We start from the raw sequence: 17,671 nt of genomic DNA, 5'->3' as shown, positions 1-17,671 counted from the left end.
TTGGGTAATTGACCCGACCTGCGCATCACAACCTCGCGGCCCCGGCCTCCGCCGGGGTGACGGGTGTGTTACCGCCGCATAGCGTCCTTCGCCGCGACCGCCGCGGGCAGCTCGGCATATTTGCCGAACTCGTTGCGCGCGATCGCGCGGTTGTGGACTTCGTCGGGGCCATCCGCGAAGCGCAGCGTCCGCATCGCCGCCCAGTCATGCGCGAGATGGAAGTCGCCCGACACGCCGCCGCCTCCGTGCGCCTGAACCGCGTCGTCGAGGATCTGGAGCGCCATGTTGGGCGCCTGCACCTTGATCATCGCGATCTCGAGCTGCGCGGACTTGTTGCCCGCCTTGTCCATCATGTCCGCGGCTTTCAGGCACAGGAGCCGCGTCATTTCGATATCGATCCGCGCCTTGGCGATCCGTTGCTCCCATACCGACTGGTCCGCGATCCGCTTGCCGAACGCGACGCGACTGAGGAGGCGTTTGGCCATCGCCTCGATCCCGGTCTCGGCGACGCCGATCGTGCGCATGCAGTGATGGATCCGCCCCGGCCCGAGCCGCCCCTGCGCGATCTCGAAGCCACGGCCCTCGCCCAGCAGGATATTCTCCGCCGGAACCCGCACATTCTCGAGCACGACTTCGCCATGCCCGTGCGGCGCATGGTCGTAGCCATAGACCGACAGCATCCGCTTGATCGTTACGCCGGGGGCATCCATCGGCACGAGGATCATGCTCTGCTGGCTGTGGCGCGAGGCGTCGGGGTTGGTCTTGCCCATCGTGATCGCGACCTTGCAGCGCGGATCGCCGACGCCCGAAGACCACCATTTGGTCCCGTTGATCACATAATCGTCGCCGTCACGGACGATCGACGTCTCGATGTTGGTCGCATCCGACGATGCCACCGCCGGCTCGGTCATCAGGAAGGCGGAGCGGATCTCGCCATGCATCAGCGGACGGAGCCACTGCTCCTTCTGCTCGAGCGTGCCGTAGCGGTGAAATACCTCCATGTTGCCGGTGTCGGGCGCCGAACAGTTGAAACATTCGCTCGCCCAGCCGACCTTGCCCATCTCCTCGGCACATAACGCATATTCGAGATTGCTCAGCTGCGTGCCTTCGAACGCGAAGCTGTCGTCGACATGGTTCTGCCCCGAATGCGGTGGCATGAAGAAATTCCACAGACCCGCCGCCTTGGTTTTCTCCTTCATCTCCTCGATGACCGGAATCACCTTCCAGCGCTCGCCCTCGTGCGCCTGCGCGTCGTAATCGGCCTGGCGGGGGCGGATCTGTTCGTCGATGAAAGCCTTCACACGGTCCCGGAAATAGGTCTCGCGTTCGGTGAAGCTGAAGTCCATCGCATCTCTCCAAGGGTGGCCGTGCACGGCCTTCACCACGGCTGGGTATACCGTACCGGGTTTTCGGTAAAGCCGGTTCGCGCGCGAAAATGCCGCTGTACGGCGTCATTCGAAAAATGACTGTTTCTTCTAAAAGATGCTGTTACAGTTTCCGGCATGGAGGAAGCAGCAACCGTACAGCCCGGCGAACCCGCAGAGTCGGGCACCAGCACCAAACGTTTCCGGGCCAAGCGTGACGCCATCCTGGCCGCCGCTGCCGAAGCGATCAACGAGCAGAGTGCCAAGGGCATGACGTTCGCCGACGTCGCGCGCCGGGTCGGGTTGAACACGACCAGCGTCACCTATTATTTCAAGCGCAAGGAAGACCTTGCCGCCGCCTGTTTCGAGCAGACCCTCGATCGGCTGCAAGCGATGCTCGACGATTCGCTCGCATTGCCGACGCCGCGCGAGCGTGTCGCACGCTACCTCGCGCTCAACTTCGATCGGCTCGCCGCGATCCAGCGCGGTGAGGAAACTGCGTTCGCCGTTCTCTCGGATCTGCGTGCGATGGAAGAGCCGGTCCTCGGCCGGCTGATGGCGGGCTGGCGCGAAGTGTTCCGCAAGACCCGCAGCCTGTGGGGAAACCCGGCCAATCGCGCCGAAACCGACCTGTTCGGCGCGCGGGCACACGTCTTGCTCGAGAATACCTTCTGGTTGCCGGTGTGGTTGGTCCGCTACGAACCGGACCAATACGCCCGGATCGAAGAACGGCTGATGGATGTGTTCGCGCACGGCATCGCCGCGCGCGGTGCTGGCTGGTCGCCCGAGTTGATCGACCTTGCGCATGAAGAACCCGAGCCCGGGCGCGAGGCGTTCCTGCTTGCGGCGACGCGGCTGATCAACGAGCTCGGCTATCGCGGCGCTTCGGTCCAGCGGATCGCGTCGCAGCTCAACGTCACCAAGGGCAGCTTCTACCACCATCTCGATGCCAAGGACGATCTGGTGCTGGCGTGCTACAAGCGCAGCCTCGACATGATCGCCGACGCGCAGCAGCTCGCCGACGAACGCGGCGGCCCGCAGTGGGAGCGGCTGTCCGGAACGATCGCGACCTTGCTCGACGTGCAGTTCTCCGAACGCGGACCGTTGTTGCGGACCACGGCCCTGTCGGGCCTTCCCGCCGACGCGCGCCGCGCGATGGTGGACCGCTCGAACCGGATCGCGCGGCGCTACGCCGGCACGATCAGCGATGGTGTGGCGGAGGGGTCGATCCGTGCGGTCGACCCGCTGATTGCGGCGCAGGCGCTGATGGCGCTGCAGAACGCCGCGTTCGACATGCGTAAATGGGCGGGAACGATGCCGCGCGATCGTGCGATCGCTTATTATGCATCCACCATCGTGTTCGGGTTGTTCGATGATCGGGTCTTGCGCACGTAATTTTATCTGCCACATCCCCGGCGAAGGCCGGGGCCCAACGGCGATGGCACCGTTTCCGAAGACATCTGCCGCGCTACTGGTCCCCGGCCGACGCCGGGGTGGTACTGAATTCACTATCGGAGTTTCACATGGCCGAGATGGCACGTTTCGATTGGGCTGACCCCTTCTTCCTCGACGACCAGCTCGAGGATGACGAGCGGATGATCCGCGACACCGCGCGCGCATATGCGCAGGACAAGCTCGCGCCCCGGATCGTCGATGCGTTCCAGCATGAGACGACCGATCCCGAGATCTTCCGCGAGATGGGTGCGCTCGGGCTGCTCGGCCCGACGGTGCCTGAGGAATATGGCGGCGTCGGCGCATCCTACGTCGCTTACGGCCTCGTCGCGCGCGAAGTGGAGCGGATCGACTCGGGGTATCGCTCGATGATGTCGGTCCAGTCGAGCCTCGTGATGTACCCGATCCTCGCCTATGGATCCGAGGAGCAGAAACGGAAGTATCTGCCGAAGCTGGCGACCGGCGAATGGATCGGCTGCTTCGGGCTGACCGAACCCGATGCGGGATCGGACCCCGGCGGGATGACGACGCGCGCGAAGAAGGTCGACGGCGGGTATCTGCTGTCGGGCGCGAAGACGTGGATCTCCAATTCCCCGATCGCCGACGTCTTCGTCATCTGGGCAAAGTCGGACGCGCATGGTGACGGCATTCGCGGCTTCATCGTCGAAAAGGGCGCCAAGGGGCTCACCGCACCCAAGATCGAAGGCAAGCTCAGCCTGCGCGCCTCGATCACCGGCATGATCCTGATGGACGAAATCGAGCTTTCCGAGGACGCGCTGCTTCCCAACGTGCAGGGGCTCAAGGGCCCGTTCGGCTGCCTCAACCGCGCGCGCTACGGGATCAGCTGGGGGTCGCTCGGCGCTGCGGAGTTCTGCTTCCATGCCGCGCGGCAATATGGGCTCGACCGCCAGCAGTTCGGCACGCCGCTCGCCGGGCGGCAGCTGTTTCAGAAGAAGCTCGCAGACATGGAGACCGAGATCGCACTCGGCCTGCAGGCATCGCTCCGCGTCGGCCGGTTGATGGACCAGGGCCGGTTCGCGCCCGAGATGATCTCGATCGTCAAGCGCAACAACGTCGGCAAGGCGCTCGATATCGCGCGGATGGCGCGTGACATGCACGGCGGCAACGGCATCTCGGGCGAATATCAGGTTATGCGCCACATGATGAACCTCGAGACGGTCAACACCTATGAGGGCGCGCACGACGTCCACGCGCTGATCCTCGGCCGCGCGATCACCGGCATCGCGGCCTTCTGATGCACACCGCCCCGCCGCTCGCTGGATTACGCATCCTCGAGATGGCGGGGATCGGGCCGGGGCCGTTCTGCGGGATGATGCTGGCGGACCATGGCGCGGAGGTGATCCGGGTCGAGCGACCGTCGCGTGGCGGGATGACCGATCCGGCGCGTGACCCGCTGCTCCGCTCGCGACGGACGATCGTGCTCGATCTCAAGCGGCCCGAGGCGGTCGCCGCGGTGCGCCACCTGGCAGCAACCTGCGACGGGCTGATCGAAGGCTATCGCCCGGGCGTGATGGAGCGGCTGGGTCTCGGTCCGGACCTGTTGCTCGCGGACAATCCGCGGCTCGTCTATGGGCGCATGACCGGCTGGGGGCAGACCGGGCCGCTCGCCGACGAACCCGGGCACGACATCGATTACCTCGCGATCTCGGGAACACTCCACGCGCTGGGCGAAGCCGGACGCAAGCCCAACGCACCGATCAACCTGGCGGCGGATTTCGGCGGCGGGGGTATGATGCTCGCGTTCGGGATGCTCGCGGCGATCCTCCACGTGAAGGCGACGGGCGAGGGTCAGGTCGTCGATGCGGCGATGACTGACGGATCGGCGGTGCTTTCGAGCATGATCTGGGGCTTCCGCGCAATGGGCCAGTGGCGCGACGAACGCGGGACCAACCTGCTCGACGGCGGTGCGCCCTTTTACGACACGTATGAAACCGCCGACGGCAAATGGATCGCGGTCGGCGCAATCGAGCCGCAATTCTATGCCGCCCTACGCGGCGTGATGGCGCTGGATGGTTCCGAATGGGATACTCAGTTCGTTCCGTCGGCCTGGCCCGCCCTGAAACAGGAACTGGCAACACGGTTCAAGGCGCGACCGCGCGACGCTTGGGTCGCGGCCTTTGCCGGGCACGAGGCATGCATCGCGCCGGTGCTCGGCTTCGACGAGGCTGTCGCGCATCCACACAACGTCGCGCGTGGAACCTTCGTTACCGCAGGCAGCGTGGTCCAGCCGGCCCCCGCTCCGCGTTATTCGGCCAGCACGACCGTTGCGCCCCGTATGGCTGGCAGAACCGAGGGCGCTGCGATTCTCGCGGAAGCAGGGTTCGACGCGGACGCAATTGCGGCGCTCCTGTGATTTGCGCCGCCATACCGATCATGCGATAAACCGTCCAAAGACGATCGAGGAGACGATCCATGGCCACTGCCGCACTGCGTAACGCACAGATGTCCGAAGCCGAATGGGAAACCCGGCAGGAGCTCGCCGCCTGCTACCGCGTTTTCGCGATGTTGGGTTGGTCGGAGATGATCTACAACCATATCACGCTGAAAATCCCCGACGAGGACGGCGCTTTCCTGATCAACCCGTTCGGCCTGCACTTCAGCGAAGTCACGGCCTCAAGCCTCGTCAAGATCGATATCGACGGCAACAAGCTCGACGAGAGCCCTTACCCGGTCAATCGCGCCGGCTTTGTCCAGCATGCGCTGTTCCATCGCCACTTGCCCGACGCGCATTGCATCATGCACACGCACACGACCGCCGGAATGGCGGTCAGCTCGGTCGAAGGCGGTCTGCGTCCTACCAATTTCTACGCCTGCAATTTTGCCGGGCAGATCGCGTACCATGATTTCGAAGGCGTCACCGTGCGCGACGAGGAAGGCGCGCGGCTGCTCGAGCATCTTGGCAACAAGCGCGTGATGCTGCTGAAGAATCACGGTATCCTGGTGATGGGCCGGACCCTGCCCGAGGCTTTTATCAAGCATTGGTCGCTGCAACGCGCCTGCGAGATCCAGATCGCGACCGCAAGCATGGGTAAACCGCTGGAGGTCTCCCCCGAGGTTGTCGCCGTGCATCAACGCGACCTGCACATGGCACAGGTTCCCGGCGGCCCCGGCACGGCCGACTTCGCGGCCATGGTCCGGCTGGTCGACAAGATTGACACGGGTTGGCGGAACTGAGGACCAGCCGGGCGACGGATGACCGCCGCCCGGCCGGATTGGCGTCCTACCGTGCCCGCCACGTCGCGGGCAGGACGCTTGCGGGCACCGTGACCGTCACCGTCTGCTTCACGTCCATCGCCGAATCCGCGAGCGTCACACGGTAAGCGCCACCTGCGATACGCCACTGATGGCCGGCCTCGTCCCAGGTCGCGAGCAGTCGCGGATCCACGTTGACCGATACCGTCCGGCTCGCGCCCGCCGCCAGGTCGACCTTGGCAAAGCCACCGAGCCGTTTGGGCGCCTCCCAGCCGCCGGCGACCGGCGCGACATAGATTTGCGCGACGCTGGCGCCGGCGCGTGGACCGGTATTGCGGACCGTGAAGCTCGCCGCGATCGCCCCGTTCGCGACGCTAGCCTTCAGGCCGCCGCTGGCGAAGCGCGTATAGGACAGCCCGTGACCGAACGCGAACAGAGGCTTGATCGCCTTGGCATCGAACCATTTGTAGCCAACCGCCGCGCCCTCGCGATACCGCACATCGCCGCTATGCGGCAGCGCCGGATCCGGGAGCTGGTCAACGCTCCGGGGGAAGGTCACGGGCAGACGTCCCGAAGGATTGACCTTCCCCGTCAGGACGTTGGCGATGGCGGCACCACCAGCGGTGCCGGGGTACCATGCTTCGACCACGGCACCGACGCGGTCGATCCACGGCATCGCAACGGGACCACCGGTTTCCAGGACGACCACAGTATCGCGGTTGGCAGACCCGACCGCAGCGATCAGCGCGTCCTGCTGCCCGTCCAGCCCCATCGGTACGTCGAACGATTCGCCGGCCCATTGCGTGGCGAAGACGATCACGACATCGCTGTCCCGCGCCAAGGCGGCGGCCGCAACGGGATCGCTGCCATCGATATAGCGAACGGCGGCACCCGGCACCTGGCGCTTGATCTCCTCCAGTGGTGAAGAGGGATAATACATGACCGGGCCAGGCCAGGACGTCGGTCCGATGCCGGGTACGGCATTGCCCTCCGCCGGATATACCAGAGACGATCCGCCGCCGGCGAGAACACCCTTGTCGGCATGCCCCCCGATGATCGCGATCCGCCTGGCGCGGCCGGTCAGGGGAAGAAGGTTGCGGTCGTTCTTCAACAATACGGTTCCCGCCTCGGCGGCTGCGCGGGTAATGGCCGCGTGACCCGGCAGATCAATGGACTGCTGCTGCAACGGATGCTCGAACAGGCCCTGCGCGAACATGGCCCGAAGGATGCGGTGCGTCATCAGATCCAGCCGTGCCGGAGCGACGGTGCCCTGGTCGAGCGCTGCCTGCAGCGCTCGACCGAAATACGGCGCCTTGTCGAACGGGAAGCCCGAGTCCTGGTCGAGCCCGGCATTGGCGGCCTCGATCGTGCTGTGGGTTGCCCCCCAGTCGCTCATCACATAGCCCTTGAAGCCCCAGTCGCCGCGCAGGACGTCGGTCAACAACCAGCTGTTCTCGCAGGCATGGGTGCCGTCGACGCGATTGTACGAACACATGATCGAACCGGGCGTCGCACGCTCGATCGCCAGCTGGAAGGCAAGCAGATCGGAAACGCGGGCCGCACTATGCTCGATGATCGAATTACCGGTGTTGCGGTCGGTTTCCTGGTCGTTGAACGCATAATGCTTGATCGTCGACACGACATGGTTGGACTGGATCCCGATGACCTCCTCGCCGACGATCGTACCGGCGAGCAGCGGATCCTCGCCGCCATATTCGAAATTGCGACCGTTGCGCGGTTCGCGGAGCAGATTGACGCCACCGGCAAGCATCACGTTGAACCCCGACCGGCGCGCTTCGTCGCCGATCATCGCGCCCCCGGCCCGGGCGACGGTCAGATCCCAGCTGGCCGCAATCGCCAGGCCCGATGGCAAGGCGGTCCGACCGCGCTTGTTCTTCGCACCGCCCTGCGTGGCGACCCCGACGCCGGCGTCGGTCTGGAACTGCGCCGGAATGCCAAGTCGCGGGATCGCGGGCACATAGCCGGCCGACCCCTCGAGCGCAGCCGTGGGCGCGATGTAGCGCGAGACCGGAAAGTCGGTTCCGAAATATCCGAAGACGAGCGTTTGCTTTTCATCGCGTGTCATCGCCGCCACGAGCGCGGTTGCCCGTGCGTCCGGGCTCAGGCTGGCCGTGTTCCATGCCCCGCGCAAGGGCGCCTTGTTCCAGGCGGGTAGCGTCGGCATGCCTGCCTCGGGGGCCACGGTGGCGGGCGGAGGGGGGGCAGCGACCTGCCCGGCGGCGGCGGAAGCGATCAGCAACAGCGGCACGGCCGCAACCCGAAACGTCATGTATGGCTCTCCTGAAGGCGCGATCCGGTTAGACACGAATCGTCGCGAAAACGGCTCTCATGCTAACGCTATAGAGCCGTGGTCTGGTCCGACAAATCAAAGAGCCGCGCCCGTGCCCGGCAAAACGGTTCAGAACGTGACCTGCAGGTTCGTTTCAATGAACTTTACGGTGCTTTGGTCCCGCGCGATCGCCTGCGGGGCGTCGCGGAGGAACCGCCCCTTGAACAGCACGGCAAAGTTACTCTCCAGTCGCAGATGTTGCGGCACCAGCCAGTAGCGCAGTCGCCCCTCGACCTGCTGCCCACCGAAGCGTCCCGATGCGCCGGTCTTGTCGATGACGGTGTAGAAACGGTCGTACCGCGAGGCGAGCCATATGCCACGGTAATCGGCCAATGCCTCGAACCGCGTCCCCGGCTTTGCCTCGAACCGGATCCCCGGCGCGCTGATGTTTTCGCGCGCGAGCGCCGCGTAAGTACCCGAGGGCCCTAAATCATCGCGTCGGCTTCCGTACAGCGTATCGAACCGATGCGAGGTGGTGCCTTGTCCATTGCCGCTTGCGAAGTCGTAGAACAGGCCGACCCTCGGCTTGAGCGGACCGGCAAAGCTATAACCCGCCGCGGCATGGAAGAAGCCCGCCGACACATCGGCCGCGGTGGCCGTGGCGGTCGTTCCGTCACTGGCGTGACCGGTCTGGTATATGCCCTCTACATCATAATCATAGGTGCCGGACTTCGCATCGCGTGCGAACCGCGCGTCAAAGGTGTGAAGGCGCCGGTCCGCCGTCGTCCGGCCCGGAGAATCGTGTTCTGCGAGGCGATAATAGGCCAGTTCCAACTGCCCGATACCCAGCACCGACTTCTGACGCAGATACGCCCCGAAAAATACCGTATGGAACGTCTCGCGATCGAACCGCACCAGGTTCCGCCGAATATCTGACGGCTGATCGGGCAAGCGCTCCTGCGGCAGCACGTAGAATGCGGTCACCTCGAGTGCAGACGTGGGTGCAAGATCGACGCGCAACCCCGTGAACCCATTGACCGTGTTGCGATATTCATCGGTCGCCACCAACCGTCCGGATCCAAGGTTCATCAGGAACCGACCGCCTTCCACCGACACCTTGCCGACCGGGCCGATGCCATGGTCGAGCCGAAGCTTTACATAGGCCTGCGGCACTTCGACCGCGTTCACATCGCCATTGTTGATCTGTGTTCCGCCCCCGAGGCCATAGGCCCGGCTATCGACCACCTCCGCCCCGATCGCGAGGGGACCCGGGCCGTATTCCACCGCCACCCCGGTCCGGAGCAAGAACGCGTCTTCGGACGTCGCAAAGCCCGGTCTGGGCCGGCCATCCACGGTCTCGTACCGGGCACGGATCGCTGCGGTGATGATGAGCCCGCTATCATCTTTCTTGGGGGCGGTTTCTTCCTTTCCCGGCTTCTCGGTCGAGGACGCCGGCGACGCCGGCAAGGACTGAGCGCCAGCCAGCGCCGGCACGCCGGCAACCGCTGCAAGATAACTGCCGAAGCGCGTGCCGCGCTTCAGCCCGGATCGGATCGCTGACACAATCAAGAGCCCCCTATGATCGTGCGACTGGCCCCGTCGTCGGGTTACCCACCGCCAAGTGCTCGAAGCGCTTGATGACTGCCGAAGTTCCCCTAAGACTTTGCGGACCATGACCCGCTTCACCGTAAACAACCAACCCGTCCAATATGCGATGGATCCGGCAACACCGCTGTTGTGGGCGTTGCGCGACGCATCGAATTTGACGGGAACGAAATATGGCTGCGGCGTCGGGCAATGCGGCGCGTGCACCGTCAACGTCGACGGGGTCGCCGTGCGATCCTGCCAGCGCACGATCGGGGCGATCGAGGGAAGTTACGTCACCACGATCGAGGGTCTGTCCCGCGACCGCAGCCATCCCGTGCAAATCGCCTTTATCGCCAAGAACCTGGTACAGTGCGGTTTCTGTGTTCCCGGAATGATCATGGCAGCGTCGGTTCTGCTGACGCGAAACCGCAACCCCACCGAGGACGACATTCGCCGCGAGATCACCAATCTCTGCCGTTGCGGTCTATATCCCCGGCTGGTCGAAGCTGTCCTGCTCGCCGCGAGCATCCAGCGGGGGGACGAGACGGTCGACGCGCCACCCGCCCCGGGCATCCTCCCCGCAGAGGCGGCGCGAACCGTGCCGGCGCTGGTCGTACGACGCTGAGCAAAGCTTTCGCAATGCTGACATGACAATTCAGCCATGATCCATCGTGTGGCCGGTAGAAGAGATCAAACGGTGCGGTCTTCTGCCCTGCCGCGGTAAAGGACATATTCGATGCGCAAGACATTGCTTGCCGCCATCATCGCGGCATCTGCCTTGATCCCGGCTGCGGTAATCGCGCAGGACGGCGGAGAACGTCGCGGTCGCGGGGAAGGTCGCGCACAGCAACAGGCTCCCCGGCCGCAGGGGCAGCCGCAGGGTCAGGCCCAGCCCCCGCGTGGCGATCGCGGCCAGGATGGTGGTCGCGGCTGGCAACAGCGCGGGCCGGCCCAGGTCCCGGCACAACCGCAGACGCAGTTGCAGCTCCAAAATCAACCGCAAGCGCGGTTCGAACGCCCCGACCGTGGCGGCCGGCCGGAGGGTGCCGGCGGTCGCGACGGCTTCCCGCGGCCGGGCGGATGGGATCGCGGCGGACCCGCCGGGCGCGCTGCGGCGGGGCAAACGCAGGATCCCAATCTGCAGGGCGGCCGCAACGCCTTCGGCGGACAACGGCCGGGGCCCGCAGGCGACCAGCGCGGCGCGATCGACGCCGGCCGACGTGACAACGACGCGCGCGATGCGCAGCGCCGCGGCGATGGTTGGCGCGGGGAGGATCGCCGCGGTGGCGACTGGCGTGGCGACGACCGCCGGAATTCGGGCGGCCGGGGCGATGACTGGCGTGGCCGAAACGGCCGGAACGGCGACCTTCGCGACGATAATCGGGGCTGGAACGGCAACAATGGCGGCGCGTGGAGCCGCGATTGGCGGCGGGACAATCGGTATAATTACAACGACTATCGCCGCCAGAATTACAGCGCCTATCGCCTACCCCGATATTATGCGCCCAGTGGTTGGGGCTATGGCTATCGCCGGTTCGGCATCGGTTTCCGGTTGAGTTCGATCCTGTTCGCGCAGGATTACTGGATCGACGATGCGGATGACTACCGCCTGCCCCCCGCGTACGGGCCCTATCGCTGGGTTCGTTATTATAACGACGCGCTGTTGGTCGATGTCCGCACGGGCTTCGTCGTCGACACGGTCTACGACATCTTCTGGTAATCGCTCCGGGGTTCGCGCAGGACGTCGCGCGAACCTCTTGTCTTTTCGCGCGCCCGCGGCAAAGTCCTCGCCCATGGGTTTTTTCTCCAAGAAAGGTGGCGCGACGTCGCCAGTGCGCCGGGCGTTTGGCGAAACGGTGTCCCGGCGGCTCGAGGCCAATCCCGCGATCACGCGGTCGAAGGTGGACGAGGCGCAGATCTATCGCCACCCCGATTTCCTCGACGCGGCGACGTGCCGCAAGTTTGTCCAGATCATCGATGCCAATCGGCGCCGATCGACCGTGCTCGCCGAGGATGCCGTTCAGGAGTTTCGCACCAGCGAGAGTTGCGACATGGATCGCTGGTCGCCCGACGTTCGCCCCACGGACGAGGCGATCGCTGCCCTGCTGGGGATCGATCCCGTGCACGGCGAGACGATGCAGGGGCAGCGCTACGCGGTTGGCCAGCATTTCCGCGCGCACAACGACTATTTCAACGAAGCCCAGCCGTATTGGCCGAAGATGATCGAAAGCGGTGGCCAGCGGACTTGGACCGCCATGATCTACCTCAACGACGTCGAGGAAGGCGGCGCGACCTGGTTTCCGTCGATTGGCGTTCGGGTTGCGCCCAAGGCCGGCTGGCTGCTCGCGTGGAACAACATGCGTCCGGACGGGAGCCCGAACCCGCAGACCCTGCATGAAGGCATGCCGGTGACCGCCGGCACGAAATACATCATCACCAAATGGTTTCGTGAAGGGAACTGGATCAAGGCGTAACGGGCGCCGGCATCGCGCGGCATTTGCGCCGCCCCGCCAATCCGGTACAGCCGCGCAGGTGAACACCGTCCTCAATATCGACCGCTCGATCCTGGGCCAGCCCTGGCGCTGGCGCTTGCTCGAAACCGACGCCCGCGACCCCGGCTTCGCCCCTGACGACCTGGTAACGCAGTTGCTGCTCGCGCGGGGGTGTCCGCGTGACGCGATCGACCTGCACAAGGCACCGAGCATCCGCGGCTTCATGCCTGACCCGTCGATTTTCCACGACATGAACAAGGCGGCCGAACGGCTTGCCGATGCCATCGCCGCACAGGAGCACGTCGCCGTGTTCGGCGACTATGACGTCGATGGCGCGACGTCCGCCGCGCTGGTCATTTTGTTGCTGCGCGATCTGGGGATCGAGGCGCGACCGTATATCCCGGACCGACTGACCGAAGGCTATGGCCCGACCGGCGCGGCGCTGCTCCGCCTGAAGGACGAAGGCGCACGTCTCATCGTGACCGTCGACTGCGGCGCGCAGGCGTTCGAAGCGCTTGCCACGGCGCATGACGCCGGGGTGGATGTGGTCGTGGTCGATCATCACAAATGTGCGGCTGCGCTTCCGCTGGCGCACGCGCTGGTGAACCCGAACCGTCTCGACGAGACCGATGGCGCGGCGCACGGTCACCTGGCCGCGGTCGGGGTGGCGTTCCTGCTAGGCGCGGCGCTGATCCGTACCCTGCGGGATCGGGGCTTCTTCGCCACGCGCGCGGAGCCGCGATTGCTCGACCTGCTCGACCTGGTGGCGCTGGGCACGGTCGCCGACGTAGCGCAGCTCCGCGGCCTGAACCGCGCGTTCGTGGCCCAGGGCCTGAAAGTGATGGCGCAGCGCCGCAATATCGGCCTCAACGCGCTGATCACCGCCTCCCGCCTGACCCGCGCGCCGACCTGCAGCGACCTGGGCTTTGCGCTCGGGCCACGGATCAACGCAGGCGGGCGCGTGGGCAAGTCCGACCTCGGCGTGCGGCTGCTGATCACGCGGGACCCGGCCGAGGCCGACGCGATCGCACAGGAACTGGATCGGCTGAACGAGGAACGCCGCGCGATCGAGGCGATCGTACAGGAGGCGGCCGAAATGATCGCCCAGTCCAAGAGCAACCGGGCCGTTCTGGTGGTTGCCGGCCATGGGTGGCATCCTGGCGTGATCGGGATCGTGGCCGGGCGTCTGAAGGAGAAATACGGCCGCCCCGCGCTCGTTATCGCGGTCGACGATGCCGGGGTCGGCAAGGGGTCGGGGCGATCGATCCCGGGCGTCGACCTCGGTGCCGCCGTGCTCGCTGCAAAGGAGTCCGAGCTGCTGGTGGCGGGCGGCGGCCATGCGATGGCCGCGGGCCTGACCATCGCCGAGAATCGCATCGCGGCGCTCGACGATTTTCTGAGCGACCGGCTCGATGCCGCGGTCACGCGCGCCATGGGCGACCGAGCGCTACTGCTGGACGCAGTGCTGACGACGGCCGGCGTCAACCCCGCGCTGGTTCAGGCTATGGAGGCCGGCGGCCCCTATGGCATGGGGTGGCCGCAACCGCGAATCGTCGCGGGACCGGTGCGCGTGGTCAAAGCCGATATCGTCGGCAACGGGCACGTCCGTGCAATCGTCAGCGGCGATGGCGGCGGAACGCTCAAGACCGTCGCCTTCCGCGCGGCCGAGACCGTGCTCGGGCAAGCGTTGCTGGGCGCCCCGCCCCACCGCCGGCTGTGGCTCGCCGGCCGGGCCAAACTGGATGACTGGGGATCACGTCCTACGGCCGAATTGCATCTGGATGACGCCGCTTGGGCAAATTGATGCGCAAAGTGCTTGACCACCGCCGAGACTTTGCCTAACCGGCCCTTCGCTCCCGAGCAATCGGGGACGGCCCCTTCGTCTAGCGGTTAGGACGCGGCCCTTTCACGGCTGAAGCACGGGTTCGATTCCCGTAGGGGTCACCATCAGCGCTCATGTGCTGTCTTGGTGACGCAGGTGTCGGTTGCGCCTGGATTTTCATGCAGTTCCCCCCTTGTTGCCCGATCGCTGGTTCTGATCGGCGTCATACCGTAGCTTGGCTGGCTTGTGCGATCGAAGTGCGCGCCACTTCGTCAACTCATCGAGGTCGAGTTTGGCGTGGTGATCGGTCGCATTTCTCCGGGCGTTGCGGGATCAACCGGTGAAGCCGCTGCTGGGCCCTTACTGCCGGCGCTGGAAGCGGTTCTGCGGTCTGATGCGGGTATCGGCGCATGGGCACCGACGGGCAGGCAGAGCAATGGAATGACGTGGATCCGACAGGGCGCACGGCACCTGATGCCTCGCGCCGATCTGCGCTTTCATTACCCGGACCGGGGGCCTCGAACAGACGGTCAGCAAGGCATCCGCTGCGCCTGCATATTGTTTCACCCGCTCTCATTACGTCGGGATTGGCACGAAAAGTCATATAGTTAACCGACGTTCACTCAGTCAGACTGGGTGAATCAGGGGAAACCATCATATGCGTAAGATTTCCATGGCGGCGTGCGCCTGCATGGTCGTGTGTTGCACGCCCGCCAATGCTGCAACGATCGTGCAGATGGCAAGCGGCGGGCAGGCTTATGTCAATCAGTTCGATCCGACATTCGGTACGTTGAACAGCGTGTCTTTCAGCGCACGATATTTCAAGACTGTCTACTTCGATTATCCATATCAACTCGGAGCGCCGATCGTCACTGCTTCCGGCTCCATATCGACAAATTCCTTCACGGCCTACGACTTAACCGGGTCGTATCAGTCGTTCACAGAGAACCCACAATTGATTGGGGTACATTTTGGTGGTGAAGCATCGGGAACGACTTCATCGAATTTGGATGAGTATATCGGAAACCGATTGGTCACGCTTGTTGGCCTCGTCAATGCAAAGTTCGCAATCAACGGCGCCGCTGTCTCTGCCGTCTCGACATCGTTCCCATCCCTATCAAGTGACACCTATACGGTGACGTACGATTATACCCCGGGCGCCGTGCCCGAGCCCGCCACTTGGGCGCTTATGCTTGCCGGCTTCGGTGCAATTGGGTTTGCGATGTGCCAGCGCGGGGCGCGCATCCGTGTTGGCGGGGGCTTGATCCGCGCCGCTTGAGCCCTTCGGGGCTGGCCGCCTGGTCAGCCCCGGCAAAAGCTGACGGCTCAAGATTGACCGACGTCCATCGAGCCCAGCCCTGCTGTTCTGCCACCGGCCGACCGCGCGTCTGTCCCGACGGTTCCCGTACAAAGTCCACCGGTCGAGCTTCGCAGCAATATGGCAGAACCCGCGCAACGCGAGGCAGACCGGGACAGGACCAACGAAGCTGGGCGTGCGCCGGCAAGGTTGCCCTTCGCACCCGTAAAGTCAGAACGGAAGCGATCTGGATAGAGCCGTCGCAACGATATCGCTCCCGTGCGCCGACAGATGCCCGTTATCGACGTACCTTTCGCCGGCCTTGTCGATCAGATCGCAGCGATAGGTCGGACAGATCGCCGGCATGGGATTGAAGAACAGCGCCGATGGGACGCCCTGCTGCAAGCGGCGATTGAGCATCCCGTCGAACGTGACCGGCGCGTCTCGCTTGCCAATCCGGTAGCGATAGTCATCGAGCGCGTTGAACCCGAACGACGGGCTGGCGCCGACGAGGATCACGCGCACGCCGCGACCACGCAATTGCTCGACCGTCTGCTCGATCCGTCCGACGTCGAGAACCGCCTCGCCGTCATAGGACGACCATCGCCCGCTCATGATCACCAGGGTTCGCGCATCCGTCAGCTTCAAGATGCCGTCGTTGAAGGATCGGCACGTTTTATCCTGGACCGGCTTCTCGCCTAGCAGTGGCGGGCAATAGTCCTTGGCGTAGTGAACGAGTTGCCAGCCCCTCGCCTGAGCAATGCGGCGTAGGCCGGGCGCAAGATGGCCAGCGAACGAATCGCCCCAGAGCACGACACGATGCGGCGCCGCGGGGTTGGTAGTGCAAAATTTCGCGTCCCAGTTGGCGAACGATTGCCCGTTCACCAGCGTACACCGGCCACTGGCGAACAGCGTTTCTAAATGGCGGTTTCGCACCTCGAATTTGGGAAAACGGCCAGGAAAGCCGTTGGCCCGCATCGTGATGACCCCGATAGCGCAGACTGCAATCGACGACACTATGGCCAACGTCAGCACAACGCGTGCCGAGGCAGTGGCGCGTCGCGTCGGTCTTTCGATGAGAAAATATGAACCGATCGCCAGAACAAGAGTGGCGGCCAGACACATGAGGCGTACCGGCACGCTCAATCCCGCGGTGGAGTATACTCTGGCAAAGGCGAGGATCGGCCAGTGCCAGAGGTACAGCGAATAAGAGATCAGCCCGATCGCGACGGGAAGGCGATGCCGTAAAACGGACCCGACCATGCTGCTACCCGCACCGAACACGATCAACCCCGCAGCGCCAAGGCATGGCAAGATCGCCGCGGCGCCCGGAAATAACGTTTGCGGCGTGTAGAAAACGACCGGCCCGACGATGAGAAGAAAGGCACAGAGCGTGATCGCTTCCCGTACCCAGCGCGGCGGCGTCCCCCCTTTCGATGCAACGAACAGCGCCATCGTTCCGGCAAGCAGCTCCCACGCGCGGGTCGGCAAGAGGTAAAAGCTTGCCGCAGGCGAGATGGGGGTGGCCCAGACCGATAGGGCCAGCGATAGCGCAAAGGCCGCGATCAGGATTGGCGTACGGAAGCGACGGCCAGCTGCGCCGGCCACTAGCAGTAAAATCGGGAACGCAATGTAGAATTGCTCTTCTACCGAAAGTGACCAGGTATGAAGCAGTGGAAGCGTCTCGGGACCCGGGCCAAAATAGCGGACCGTTTTCCAGAACAGGATATTTGAGCCAAAAGCTGCGACCGAGGCGAGGCTCTTGCCGAACTCGCGCATCTCGTCGGGGAGCAGCAATACCCAGGCAGCGACATAGCTCGCGATGCGCACCGCAAATAAGGCCGGAAGTATCCGCTTCGATCTTCTGATGTAGAAGCGGGAAAGCGAGAAATCGCCCCTGTCCTTTTCCGACAGGATGATCCCGGTGATCAGAAATCCTGAAATAACGAAAAATACGTCTACCCCGACATATCCGCCCGAAAAACCGCGCACCCCCGCATGGAACGCCAATACGGGAATGATCGCCAACGCCCTAAGACCGTCGACGTGCAGCAAGTGTTTCTGCTCTTTGGGATTGGTACGCATGGCGGGGCGCATAACTTGGCAGCCGGCGGCGGGCAATGTTCGGCGCCAAGCGCCCGATGGACGACCGCT

General features: G+C 64.6%; 13 protein-coding genes and 1 tRNA gene. 10 read left to right on the top strand and 4 right to left on the bottom strand.

The window, feature by feature from the left end; genetic code table 11:
- Positions 1–68: 68 nt before the first annotated feature.
- Positions 69–1,346 (bottom strand): acyl-CoA dehydrogenase family protein, encoded by a 1,278-nt coding sequence (locus tag L8K25_RS11125; RefSeq protein WP_242138981.1) that lies wholly within the window; start codon positions 1,344–1,346, stop codon positions 69–71.
- 156 nt (positions 1,347–1,502) lie between these two features.
- On the opposite strand from L8K25_RS11125, the gene L8K25_RS11120 reads away from it, so the two are divergent.
- From L8K25_RS11120 to L8K25_RS11105, 4 genes are all read left to right on the top strand, one after another.
- Positions 1,503–2,759 carry a TetR/AcrR family transcriptional regulator gene (locus tag L8K25_RS11120; RefSeq protein WP_242138980.1) on the top strand — a complete coding sequence of 419 codons (1,257 nt, stop codon included), beginning with the start codon at positions 1,503–1,505 and terminating at the stop codon, positions 2,757–2,759.
- A gap of 128 nt (positions 2,760–2,887) precedes the next feature.
- The gene (locus L8K25_RS11115; RefSeq protein ID WP_242138979.1) at positions 2,888–4,072 is read left to right on the top strand and encodes an acyl-CoA dehydrogenase; all 1,185 of its coding nucleotides are present in this window, start codon (positions 2,888–2,890) and stop codon (positions 4,070–4,072) included.
- Complete coding sequence (locus tag L8K25_RS11110; protein ID WP_242138978.1) at positions 4,072–5,190, top strand: CaiB/BaiF CoA-transferase family protein; 1,119 nt, start codon at positions 4,072–4,074, stop codon at positions 5,188–5,190. The genes L8K25_RS11115 and L8K25_RS11110 overlap by 1 nt, the downstream gene beginning before the upstream one ends.
- Positions 5,191–5,249: 59 nt before the next feature.
- Entirely contained in the window at positions 5,250–6,011 is a 762-nt protein-coding gene (locus L8K25_RS11105) for a class II aldolase/adducin family protein (protein ID WP_242138977.1), read from the top strand.
- A gap of 46 nt (positions 6,012–6,057) precedes the next feature.
- Here the strand turns inward: L8K25_RS11105 and L8K25_RS11100 are convergent, their stop codons facing one another.
- Both L8K25_RS11100 and L8K25_RS11095 read right to left on the bottom strand, forming a co-directional pair.
- Entirely contained in the window at positions 6,058–8,319 is a 2,262-nt protein-coding gene (locus L8K25_RS11100) for a glycoside hydrolase family 3 C-terminal domain-containing protein (protein ID WP_242138976.1), read from the bottom strand.
- 129 nt (positions 8,320–8,448) lie between these two features.
- Positions 8,449–9,882 (bottom strand): alginate export family protein, encoded by a 1,434-nt coding sequence (locus tag L8K25_RS11095; protein ID WP_242138975.1) that lies wholly within the window; start codon positions 9,880–9,882, stop codon positions 8,449–8,451.
- A gap of 109 nt (positions 9,883–9,991) precedes the next feature.
- Between L8K25_RS11095 and L8K25_RS11090 the strand changes: the two genes are divergently transcribed.
- The 6 genes from L8K25_RS11090 to L8K25_RS11065 all read left to right on the top strand — a co-directional run bounded on the left by L8K25_RS11090 (position 9,992) and on the right by L8K25_RS11065 (position 15,499).
- On the top strand, positions 9,992–10,531 hold the full coding sequence (locus L8K25_RS11090) for a (2Fe-2S)-binding protein (protein ID WP_242138974.1): 540 nt from the start codon (positions 9,992–9,994) through the stop codon (positions 10,529–10,531).
- Positions 10,532–10,642: 111 nt separating this feature from the next.
- Complete coding sequence (locus L8K25_RS11085; RefSeq protein ID WP_242138973.1) at positions 10,643–11,626, top strand: RcnB family protein; 984 nt, start codon at positions 10,643–10,645, stop codon at positions 11,624–11,626.
- 73 nt (positions 11,627–11,699) lie between these two features.
- Positions 11,700–12,380, top strand: a complete 681-nt coding sequence (locus L8K25_RS11080) for a 2OG-Fe(II) oxygenase (RefSeq protein WP_242138972.1) — start codon at positions 11,700–11,702, stop codon at positions 12,378–12,380.
- A gap of 58 nt (positions 12,381–12,438) precedes the next feature.
- Positions 12,439–14,202 carry a single-stranded-DNA-specific exonuclease RecJ gene (recJ, locus tag L8K25_RS11075; RefSeq protein WP_242138971.1) on the top strand — a complete coding sequence of 588 codons (1,764 nt, stop codon included), beginning with the start codon at positions 12,439–12,441 and terminating at the stop codon, positions 14,200–14,202.
- A gap of 68 nt (positions 14,203–14,270) precedes the next feature.
- Positions 14,271–14,345, top strand: a tRNA-Glu gene (locus L8K25_RS11070).
- A 533-nt stretch (positions 14,346–14,878) separates the two neighbouring features.
- Positions 14,879–15,499, top strand: coding sequence for a PEPxxWA-CTERM sorting domain-containing protein (locus L8K25_RS11065; protein WP_242138970.1), 621 nt, complete (start codon positions 14,879–14,881; stop codon positions 15,497–15,499).
- A gap of 249 nt (positions 15,500–15,748) precedes the next feature.
- Here L8K25_RS11065 and L8K25_RS11060 read toward each other — a convergent pair whose 3' ends face one another.
- Entirely contained in the window at positions 15,749–17,602 is a 1,854-nt protein-coding gene (locus tag L8K25_RS11060) for an acyltransferase family protein (protein WP_242138969.1), read from the bottom strand.
- Between the last annotated feature and the right edge of the window lie 69 nt (positions 17,603–17,671).

Source organism: Sphingomonas sp. TREG-RG-20F-R18-01, assembly GCF_022662475.1.
Taxonomy (GTDB): domain Bacteria; phylum Pseudomonadota; class Alphaproteobacteria; order Sphingomonadales; family Sphingomonadaceae; genus Sphingomonas.
This window is presented reverse-complemented; position numbering and strand designations above follow the sequence as displayed.

What these genes read in the sequence shown, in the direction of transcription:
- L8K25_RS11125 (WP_242138981.1), bottom strand. Translation starts at nt 1,346, where the DNA reads ATGGACTTCAGCTTCACCGAACGCGAGACCTATTTCCGGGACCGTGTG.
- L8K25_RS11120 (WP_242138980.1), top strand. Translation starts at nt 1,503, where the DNA reads ATGGAGGAAGCAGCAACCGTACAGCCCGGCGAACCCGCAGAGTCGGGC.
- L8K25_RS11115 (WP_242138979.1), top strand. Translation starts at nt 2,888, where the DNA reads ATGGCCGAGATGGCACGTTTCGATTGGGCTGACCCCTTCTTCCTCGAC.
- L8K25_RS11110 (WP_242138978.1), top strand. Translation starts at nt 4,072, where the DNA reads ATGCACACCGCCCCGCCGCTCGCTGGATTACGCATCCTCGAGATGGCG.
- L8K25_RS11105 (WP_242138977.1), top strand. Translation starts at nt 5,250, where the DNA reads ATGGCCACTGCCGCACTGCGTAACGCACAGATGTCCGAAGCCGAATGG.
- L8K25_RS11100 (WP_242138976.1), bottom strand. Translation starts at nt 8,319, where the DNA reads ATGACGTTTCGGGTTGCGGCCGTGCCGCTGTTGCTGATCGCTTCCGCC.
- L8K25_RS11090 (WP_242138974.1), top strand. Translation starts at nt 9,992, where the DNA reads ATGACCCGCTTCACCGTAAACAACCAACCCGTCCAATATGCGATGGAT.
- L8K25_RS11085 (WP_242138973.1), top strand. Translation starts at nt 10,643, where the DNA reads ATGCGCAAGACATTGCTTGCCGCCATCATCGCGGCATCTGCCTTGATC.
- L8K25_RS11080 (WP_242138972.1), top strand. Translation starts at nt 11,700, where the DNA reads ATGGGTTTTTTCTCCAAGAAAGGTGGCGCGACGTCGCCAGTGCGCCGG.
- L8K25_RS11065 (WP_242138970.1), top strand. Translation starts at nt 14,879, where the DNA reads ATGCGTAAGATTTCCATGGCGGCGTGCGCCTGCATGGTCGTGTGTTGC.
- L8K25_RS11060 (WP_242138969.1), bottom strand. Translation starts at nt 17,602, where the DNA reads ATGCGTACCAATCCCAAAGAGCAGAAACACTTGCTGCACGTCGACGGT.